Raw genomic sequence first — 9,005 nt, 5'->3', positions numbered from 1 at the left:
ATAGAGTCATTGAACAGCTGCGATTCATGTGGGAGCGGTTCTTGCCCGCGATAAGGCCGTACGCGATTCACTTTAGATTGCGTCCAGCCTTATCGCGGGCAAGCACCGCTCCCACATAAAACCGGGGCGGCACCTACCGAAGCGATTTACCCCAGCCCATATTTCTTGACCTTATCGAACAGCGTGGTCTTGGCCATACCCAGTTCCTGACTGGCCTGGCTCAGGTTGCCGCCGCTGCGTTGCAGGGCTTCGCTGAGCAGGTTTTTCTCGAAGGCTTCCACGGCTTCGGCGAAGCCCAGGCTTTGAGGTTCTTCCGGATTGGCGTTGGGTTTCTTGAAAGCGGGCAACCCCAGGGCGTAGCGCTCGGCGACGTTGCGCAATTCCCGTACGTTGCCCGGCCAGTCGTGGCTCATCAGGCTCGATAACGTATGCGGGTCCAGCTCCGGTGTCTCGCGATCAAAACGCAACGCCGACAACTGCAGGAAATGTTCAAACAGTTGCAGGATGTCTTCACGACGCTCCCGCAACGGCGGCAATTCCAGCGTGACCACGTTCAGCCGGTAATACAGGTCGCTGCGAAACTGTCCCGCTTTGCTTTGCTCATCGAGATCGGATTTGGTGGCAGCGATCACCCGGCAATCCACTTCGACACTCTGATTGGAGCCGAGACGTTCCAGCGTTCGCTCCTGCAACACCCGCAGCAATTTGATCTGCAGGTTGATCGGCATGCTTTCCACTTCATCGAGAAACAGCGTGCCGTTGTGCGCGTGTTCGATCTTGCCGATGCGCCGCTTGCCCGCGCCCGTGAAGGCATTGGATTCGTGGCCGAAGATTTCCGTTTCGAACAGTGTTTCCGGCAGACCACCACAGTTGAGCGCGACGAACTGTTGCTGATGACGACGACTGAAATCGTGCAGACAGCGGGCGACCAGTTCCTTACCGGTGCCGGTTTCACCTTCGATCAGCACGTTGGCGGAGGTATCGGCAACGTTGGCGATCAATGCGCGCAGATTCTGCATGGCGGGGGAGCGGCCGATGATTTTGCCTTCAAGGGAATCGCGCTCGGCCAGTTGCTTGCGCAGGGACCAGACTTCCCGCGCCAGACCCCGTTGCTCAAGGGCGCGCCGGGTGACCTCTACCAGGCGTTCAGGGGAGAAGGGTTTCTCCATGAAATCGTAAGCGCCGTCGCGCATGGCATTTACTGCCATGGAGATATCGCCATGACCGGTGATCAACACCACCGGCAGGCTGCGGTCGCGGGCCTTGAGACGACTGAGCAGCTCCAGTCCGTCGATGCCCGGCAGACGAATATCACTGATCACAATTCCGGCAAAGTTATCGCCGATCCGTGCCAATGCTTCTTCGGCACTGCCCACGCCTTCGCTGGGAATGTCCTCCAGCGTCAGCGCCTGCTGGCAGCCAAGCAAGACGTGAGGGTCGTCTTCGACGATGAGTACGGTCAGGTCAGTGGTCATTTGAAGGTCTCATCAGGCGCGACGAAAATTTTTGATTGGAATGATGCCCTGTGGGAGCGGTGCTTGGTCTGGGCGGCATTCCGACGATAAGGCTGGACGCAATTCACTTTGGACCGCAGCGTACTTATCGCGGGCAAGCACCGCTCCCACAGGTTCGCGGCGATCATCCAGCCACCACCGGCAACCACAACACAAACTCGGTACCACCACTCTCCGGCTGTTCAGCGCTCAGGCTGCCACCGGTTGCTGCAGCGAGGCTGGCGGAGAGGGTGAGGCCCAGCCCCAGACCTTGTTCGCCGGGTTTGGTGGTGAAGAACGGTTCGAACAGATGCTTGCGGGTTTCGTCATCTATGCCGTGGCCGTTGTCCCGGACCCGCAGGCAGTAACGACCTTCGATCACTGAGCCTTCAAGCCAGATCTCCGGCAAAGGCTGCGCGTGCATGGCGTCCAGGGCGTTGCCGATCAGGTTGACCAGTATCTGCTCAAGTCGGGTCTGGTCAATCATCAGCTCGGCGTCGGCACACAGCTGGTGCAATTCAAGAGAAAAGTTTTCCAGGCGGGGCGCCAGTAGTTGCAGCGCCGCATCGATGGCTTTGCTCAGCTTCGCCTGGCCCTTGTCATCGCCTCGACGGGCGAATGCGCGCAGGCTGGCGGTAATGCGGCCCATGCGGTCGACCAAATCGTTGATGGTGCGCAAGTTGGTGCTGGCGGTATCCAGCGCGCCCCGTTCGAGGAAGCGCACGGTATTGCCGGACAAGGTGCGCAGCGCGGCGAGCGGCTGGTTCAGCTCGTGGGCAATGCTGGTGGACATCTGCCCGATCGCCGCCAGCTTGCCAGCCTGAACCAGCTCGTCCTGAGCTTTGCGTAAGGTGTCTTCAGCCTGCCGACGTTCGCGAATCTGACCCTTGAGGCGTTCGTTGCTGGCGCGCAAATGCTCGGTGCGTTCGGCAATCTTACGCTCCAGTTCGTCATTGGCCGCTTGCAGCGCTTCCCGTGCGGCAAGCCGCGTCGAAAGGACTTTGCGACGCTCATTCCAGGCGATCAGCAGGAACGCGACTAATGCACAGGCCACTGCGACCAGCATGCCCTGGCTACCGGCTTCGCGGCGCAGGTCTTCGAGGGGCGTCAGCAATGTCAGGTGCCAGGGTGTATCGCTGAGCTGGCGGGTCTGGGCCAGATAGCTGACCTGTTTGTGTTCAAGGTCGACGCTCACGTTGGCGGGGAAGGTCAGCTTCTCCACTCCCTCCGAAAGCAACTCGCGCTCCAGCGGCACCAGTTCGTTGAGTGGCCACCAGTAATATTGCAGGCTGCGGGCCAAGCGCTCTTTGATTTCCGGCGTGAGCGGGCGTACCGATTTCAGACGGCGGGCCGGGTCGCTGGAGAGAATGATGATGCCATTCTCGTCACTGACGAAGGCCTCCAGTCGCGCACGTTGCCAGCGTTGCTCCAAGGCTTCGAGCTGCACTTTGATCACCGCCACGCCGACGATCTTGCCTTTCTCTTCCAGGCCGTGCGCCAGGTAATAACCAGGTTCACCGGTGGTGCTGCCGATACCGTAGAAGCGTCCCGGCAAGCCGCGCACGGCATCCTGAAAATAGGCGCGGAATGACAGGTCTTCACCCAGATAGCTGTCGGCATCGCGCCAGTTACTGGTGGCCAGTACCCGGCCAGAGGTATCTAGTACGTAAATTGCCCGGCTACGGCTGCGGCGGTTCAGGCCTTCGAGGTAATCGTTGACCTCGCTGCGCAGCTCGGGCGTTGGGTCGTTGAGCAGTGCTGAAACACTGGACTCCAGCTCCAGCACGCTGGGCAAATAAGTGTATTTGTTGATTTCACTTTCGAGGGTGCGGGCGTGCAGCTCAAGCTGGCGTTCGCCGCTCTCGCTCAGGGTCTTGATGCCGTAGTGTTCACTGATCAAATAGGCGACGTAGCCCAGTCCGAACATCAGCACGATGATCAACGGCGGCAGAAACAGGTGACGAATCAGACGGGGTTTCACGGCAAGTGATGGCGGCGCGGCGCGATAAAGATTGGGGTCGCATTTCATCACAGTCGTCCTGAGCCGAACAGCAGCCCGATGCTTCAAAGCACCGGGCCGCTGCAAGGTGTCGCTTTTAGTGCTGAAGGATTTTGGCGAGGAACTGCTGCGCACGTTCGGAACGGGCGCTGACATCACCGAAGAACTCTTCTTTCTCACAGTCTTCAACGATCTGGCCCTGATCCATGAAGATCACGCGGTTGGCCACTTTGCGAGCGAAGCCCATTTCGTGGGTCACGCACATCATGGTCATGCCTTCCTGAGCCAGTTGCACCATCACGTCGAGGACTTCGTTGACCATTTCCGGATCGAGTGCCGAGGTCGGTTCGTCGAACAGCATCACGATCGGGTCCATGGCCAGTGCGCGGGCAATCGCCACACGCTGTTGCTGACCGCCGGACAGTTGGCCGGGATGCTTGTTGGCGTGGGCGGAAAGACCAACGCGATCCAGTAGCTTCAGGCCTTTTTCAGTCGCTTCTTCCTTGCTGCGACCCAACACTTTGATCTGCGCAATCGTCAGGTTTTCAACGATGCTCAGGTGTGGGAACAGTTCGAAATGCTGGAACACCATGCCAACCCGGGAGCGTAATTGCGGCAGGTTGGTTTTCGGGTCGGCAATCGAAGTGCCGTCCACAATGATGTCGCCTTTCTGGAACGGTTCCAGGGCGTTCACGCATTTGATCAGGGTCGATTTGCCGGAGCCCGACGGGCCGCAGACGACGACCACTTCGCCTTTTTTGACCTCGGTGCTGCAATCAGTCAGCACCTGGAAGTCGCCATACCACTTGTTAACGTTTTTGATGGAAATCATACGGCGAACCTTTTTTGCAGACGCTTCACCAGCAACGAGGCGGCAAAGCTGATCGTGAAGTACACCAGACCGGCGATGATCAGGAACTCATTGGCGCGGCCAATGATGTCGCCACTGGCCCGCGAGGCGTTGAGGAAGTCCACCAGGCCTACGGTGTAAACCAGCGAGGTGTCCTGAAACAGGATGATGCTTTGCTGCAACAGCAACGGGGTCATCTTGCGAAAGGCCTGAGGCAGGATGATCAACCGCATCATCTGCCCGTAGGTCATGCCCAGCGCCTGGGCTGCACCCATCTGGCCCTTGGAAATCGACTGCACACCGGCGCGGACGATTTCGCAGAAGTAGGCTGCCTCGAACATCATGAACGCAATGACGCAGGAGGTGAACGCGCCGATGGGCGTGTCTTCGCCGGTAATCCAGCGCAGCACGAACGGCACCGCCAGATAGAACCAGGTGATGACCAGCAGCAGCGGAATGGAGCGGAAGTAGTTGACGTAGGCACCGGCCACGTTGGCCAGCAACTTGCTCGATGACAAGCGCATCAAGGCCAGAATGGTGCCCAGCACAAGACCGCCGATGATCCCCATGACCATCAATTGCAGGGTCATGACCATGCCGTTCCACATGCCGGGAATGGCTTGAACGACTCCAGAGAAGTCCATATCCATTATTTGCCCCCCAGGGAGATCAGTCCGGGCACAGCGACTTTCTTCTCGATCAGGCGCATCAGCAACATCAGGCTCATGTTCAGGGTGAAGTAGATCAGTGTCGCCAGGGTGAAGGCTTCGAACAGGTTGGCGGAGAACTCGGCGGTCTGTTTAGTCTGCGCGAGCAATTCCATCAGGCCGATCAACGACGCCACCGACGAGTTCTTGAACACGTTGAGGAATTCGGAGGTGAGCGGCGGAATGATGATCCGGTACGCCTGTGGCAGCAGCACGTTCCAGTAGATCTGCGGCAGGCTGAAACCCATGGCGCGGGCCGCAGACTCCTGGCCGCGAGGCAGCGCTTCGATACCGGTGCGCACTTGTTCACACACCCGTGCAGCGGTGAACAGACCCAGACAAACGATTACGCTGAGAAATGCAGAGGTCGTCGGGTTCAGGTCTTGCTTGTACCACTCCTGCATACCTTCGGGCAGCAGGTCCGGTACCAGGAAGTACCAGATGAACAGCTGCACCAGCAGCGGCACATTACGGAAGATTTCCACATAGACCGTGGCAATGCCAGCCACCACACGGTTCGGCACAGTGCGCATGACACCGAGCACGGAGCCCAGCAGCAGGGCAATGATCCAGGCAACGACAGCAATGGCGATAGTCCAGCCCAGACCTGAGATGAACCAGTCCAGATAGGTTTCGTTGCCAACGCCAGCGGACTTGAAGAATACGCCCCAGTCCCAGTTGTAATTCATCAGGGTCTCCCCTCTGATCGATCCAGATGCATGCACGGCATCCTGAAACCGCGCGGTGCGGTCTCAGGCTTTTTTATTGACGATTTGGTTATTGGCGATTAAGCCTTTTTGTCGTCAGCCGCTTTATCAGTCGGTTCAGCGATCAGTTTTTTCAGCTCGTCGCTCATCGGGAAGTTCAGGTTCAAGCCTTTTGGCGGGATCGGAGCCTGGAACCACTTTTCGTAGATCTTGTTGATCTCGCCCGACTTGTAGGTCGCAACGATGGCGTCATCGACGGCTTTCTTGAACGGCTCATCGCCTTTACGCACCATGCAGCCGTAAATCTCGTACGACTGAGGTGTGCCGGTGACAGCCCAGTCAGTCGGCTTCTTGGCTTTGGCCATTTCACCGGCCAGCAAGGCGTCGTCCATCATGAACGCTACTGCGCGACCCGATTCCAGCATCTGGAAGGATTCGCCGTGGTCTTTGGCCGAGATCACGTTCATGCCCATTTGCTTGTCAGCGTTCATGGACTTGAGGATGCGCTCGGACGTGGTGCCCGCGGTGGTCACAACGTTCTTGCCTTTCAGGTTATCGAAATCCTTGTATTCCGAAGTTGCTTTGGACAGCAGACGGGTACCGATCTCGAAAATGCCGACCGAGAAGTCGACCTGTTGCTGGCGCTCAACGTTGTTGGTGGTCGAGCCACATTCAACGTCGACAGTGCCGTTCTGCACCAGCGGGATACGGGTTTGCGAAGTGACCAGGTTGTACTTGACCTTCAGGTCCGGCATGTCCAGGTCTTTCTTGATGGCTTCGACGATTTTCAGCTGGATGTCGTGGGAGTAGCCAACCGGCACGCCGGAAGCATCAGCGATGTAAGAGAAGGGGATCGAAGCGTCGCGGTGACCGAGGGTGATAGTGCCGGACTCTTTGATTTTCTTCAGGGTACCGGTCAATTCGGCGGCAAAAACTGGAGAACTGATCAGAGCAGCAGCAATTGCTGCGCCCAGAAGATGGGGAACGATGCGCATCGGTTATACCTCGGATTATTTTTTTTATGGGGCCTGCTACCTGGCGGCCGCCTCTTCGGTCCATGCTCCAACAGCGGCCGACAGGAAACAGGCTACGGTCAAAGCGATCGACTGCTTATTACAGAGCAGGAGGCGTGCCAAGCTGTTTATTGGGGGTTAACGTCTTGATTTTTAAGGTTTTAAGAAGGCGTCGTGTTTGGCGGGGTAATGGCTGGCGTCCGGGATGCCGAACTAATGGGGGAGGGGTGTTCGGAAATCCGAATGGGGCGAAGTCTCTGGGTTTTGAAACTGCGTCGCAATTGGCACCGCTCTGTCGCGTGGCAAACATAGCAACTGTAGGAGCTGCCGAAGGCTGCGATCACGGTGTGTCAGGATAAATGATTCGCAGCCTTCGGCAGCTCCTACAGAAAATGCATTTCAATCCTGTAGTTTGCATGCTGGTTAATGAGAGTGACGAGACGTTAAACCTGCGTACACAGATATAACGCCTCGCCAACAAGCAAAAAACAGAAAGGGCTTATCAAGCCGCTGCGAACGCGCCTTTATTATGGGCTACGGTGTCCAGATACCGCTGAACACCTTCGCGCTCTTCAGCGGTCATGAACAGGCCGAGCTTGCTGCGGCGCCACAGGATGTCATCGGCAGTCGTCGCCCATTCAGTGCTGCACAGGTAATCGACTTCCCGGGTGTACAAGCCTGCGCCCAAATTGTCACCCAGATCGGCAATGCTCTGTACGCCTTCCAGCAGGCGCCAGGTGCGGCTCCCGTAAGTGCGAGACCAGCGTTGTGCGATTTCGCCAGGCAGCCAGGCAAAGCGGCTGGTCAATTGGTTAGCCAGTTCGGCCGGGGTGGTCATGTCTTCACCACCTGGCAGACTGGCTTTGGCTGTCCAGCTCGGCTTCATCTGTTTGAAGAATGGAGCCAGTTGCGCCATCGCCGACTCTGCCAGCTTGCGATAGGTGGTCAGCTTGCCGCCGAATACCGAAAGGATCGGTGCTTCATCACCGCCACCGGACAGCGACAAGGTGTAGTCGCGGGTGATGGCGGAAGGGTTGTCAGACTCGTCATTGCACAGCGGACGAACACCGGACCATGTGCTGAGAACGTCATCGCGGCTCAGTTGCTTCTTGAAGTGGTCGTTGGCCACTTTGAGCATGTAGTCCATCTCGCCGTCGGTGATTTCGACTTTGTTCGGATCGCCTTGATATTCGCGGTCCGTGGTGCCGACGATGGTGAAGCGTTCCAGATAAGGAATCGCGAACACAATGCGCTGGTCTTCGTTCTGCAGAATGAACGCGTTTTCACCCTCGTACAGTTTCGGCACGATCAAGTGGCTGCCCTGAATCAAGCGAATGCCGTAAGGCGAATCCAGCTTCAGATCATCGCGAATGAACTTGGCCACCCAGGGACCGGCAGCATTGACCAGCGCCTTGGCGCGGATCGAGAAAAGCGTGCCGTCGGCGCGCTCCATGTGCACGTGCCACAGGCCGTTGGTACGGCGGGCATTCAGGCAGCGCGTCTGAGTATGGATGTGCGCGCCTTGCTCACGAGCAGCCATGGCGTTGAGCACCACGAGGCGGGCGTCGTCGACCCAGCAGTCAGAGTATTCGAAACCATGTGTAATGTTCGATTTCAGCGGGCTGTCACTGCCAAAACGCAGACTGCGGGAACCTGGCAGCTTCTCGCGCTTGCCCAGGTGGTCATAAAGGAACAGACCGGCGCGGATCATCCACGCGGGGCGCAGGTGTGGGCGGTGTGGCAGGACAAAGCGCATCGGTTTGACGATGTGCGGTGCCTTGGCCAACAGCACTTCACGTTCTGCCAATGCTTCACGCACCAGACGGAATTCGTAATGTTCCAGGTAGCGCAGTCCACCGTGGATCAATTTGCTGCTGGCAGAAGAGGTGTGGCTGGCCAGATCGTCTTTTTCACACAGAAAAACCGACAGACCGCGACCGGAGGCATCCGCTGCGATCCCGACACCATTGATCCCACCACCGATAACGGCGATGTCGTAGACCTCGGAAAGTGGCGGTGTAGACACGTTGGAATGGGGCATCGGTGGCCTCCTGAGTTTATTGTTCGGATAACGAATTCGAACATTAATGTTCATTTCCGAAAATCATAGCTCAATAACGCAGGGGCTTCCAGTCAGTTGTCATTGAAAATACTGATTGGGAGGAGAGAAAGGAACAAAAGTGAACATGATGATGTGCGCGGAGGGGAAGGGAGGCGCTGTTCCTGTGGGAGCGGT

The 9,005-nt window shown here is 57.7% G+C and carries 7 protein-coding genes; all 7 read right to left on the bottom strand.

Features of this window, described 5'->3' with window-relative positions:
- Nucleotides 1–146: 146 nt before the first annotated feature.
- Entirely contained in the window at nt 147–1,475 is a 1,329-nt protein-coding gene (gene aauR / locus H8S59_RS24285; protein WP_187523066.1) for a two-component response regulator AauR, read from the bottom strand.
- 163 nt (nt 1,476–1,638) lie between these two features.
- Entirely contained in the window at nt 1,639–3,522 is a 1,884-nt protein-coding gene (gene aauS, locus H8S59_RS24280) for a two-component sensor histidine kinase AauS (protein ID WP_095101310.1), read from the bottom strand.
- A 67-nt stretch (nt 3,523–3,589) separates the two neighbouring features.
- Nucleotides 3,590–4,324 carry an amino acid ABC transporter ATP-binding protein gene (locus H8S59_RS24275; protein WP_087269085.1) on the bottom strand — a complete coding sequence of 245 codons (735 nt, stop codon included), beginning with the start codon at nt 4,322–4,324 and terminating at the stop codon, nt 3,590–3,592.
- Nucleotides 4,321–4,992, bottom strand: coding sequence for an amino acid ABC transporter permease (locus H8S59_RS24270; protein ID WP_049826995.1), 672 nt, complete (start codon nt 4,990–4,992; stop codon nt 4,321–4,323). Before H8S59_RS24270 ends, H8S59_RS24275 begins: the two co-directional genes overlap by 4 nt.
- Nucleotides 4,992–5,738: an amino acid ABC transporter permease gene (locus H8S59_RS24265; RefSeq protein WP_187523065.1), complete on the bottom strand. Its 747-nt coding sequence runs from the start codon at nt 5,736–5,738 to the stop codon at nt 4,992–4,994. The genes H8S59_RS24270 and H8S59_RS24265 overlap by 1 nt, the downstream gene beginning before the upstream one ends.
- Nucleotides 5,739–5,836: 98 nt before the next feature.
- Nucleotides 5,837–6,751 (bottom strand): glutamate/aspartate ABC transporter substrate-binding protein, encoded by a 915-nt coding sequence (locus tag H8S59_RS24260; protein ID WP_095101306.1) that lies wholly within the window; start codon nt 6,749–6,751, stop codon nt 5,837–5,839.
- Nucleotides 6,752–7,271: 520 nt separating this feature from the next.
- Nucleotides 7,272–8,810, bottom strand: a complete 1,539-nt coding sequence (gene glpD / locus H8S59_RS24255; RefSeq protein ID WP_187523064.1) for a glycerol-3-phosphate dehydrogenase — start codon at nt 8,808–8,810, stop codon at nt 7,272–7,274.
- Nucleotides 8,811–9,005: the final 195 nt, after the last annotated feature.

This window comes from Pseudomonas folii (assembly GCF_014357575.1).
GTDB lineage: Bacteria > Pseudomonadota > Gammaproteobacteria > Pseudomonadales > Pseudomonadaceae > Aquipseudomonas > Aquipseudomonas folii.
Note: the sequence above shows the minus strand (reverse complement) of the source record. Positions and strands in the feature narration are given on the sequence as shown.

Excerpts from the sequence above, each read along its gene's own strand:
- aauR (WP_187523066.1), bottom strand. The coding sequence starts at position 1,475 with ATGACCACTGACCTGACCGTACTCATCGTCGAAGACGACCCTCACGTC.
- aauS (WP_095101310.1), bottom strand. The coding sequence starts at position 3,522 with ATGAAATGCGACCCCAATCTTTATCGCGCCGCGCCGCCATCACTTGCC.
- H8S59_RS24275 (WP_087269085.1), bottom strand. The coding sequence starts at position 4,324 with ATGATTTCCATCAAAAACGTTAACAAGTGGTATGGCGACTTCCAGGTG.
- H8S59_RS24270 (WP_049826995.1), bottom strand. The coding sequence starts at position 4,992 with ATGGATATGGACTTCTCTGGAGTCGTTCAAGCCATTCCCGGCATGTGG.
- H8S59_RS24265 (WP_187523065.1), bottom strand. The coding sequence starts at position 5,738 with ATGAATTACAACTGGGACTGGGGCGTATTCTTCAAGTCCGCTGGCGTT.
- H8S59_RS24260 (WP_095101306.1), bottom strand. The coding sequence starts at position 6,751 with ATGCGCATCGTTCCCCATCTTCTGGGCGCAGCAATTGCTGCTGCTCTG.
- glpD (WP_187523064.1), bottom strand. The coding sequence starts at position 8,810 with ATGCCCCATTCCAACGTGTCTACACCGCCACTTTCCGAGGTCTACGAC.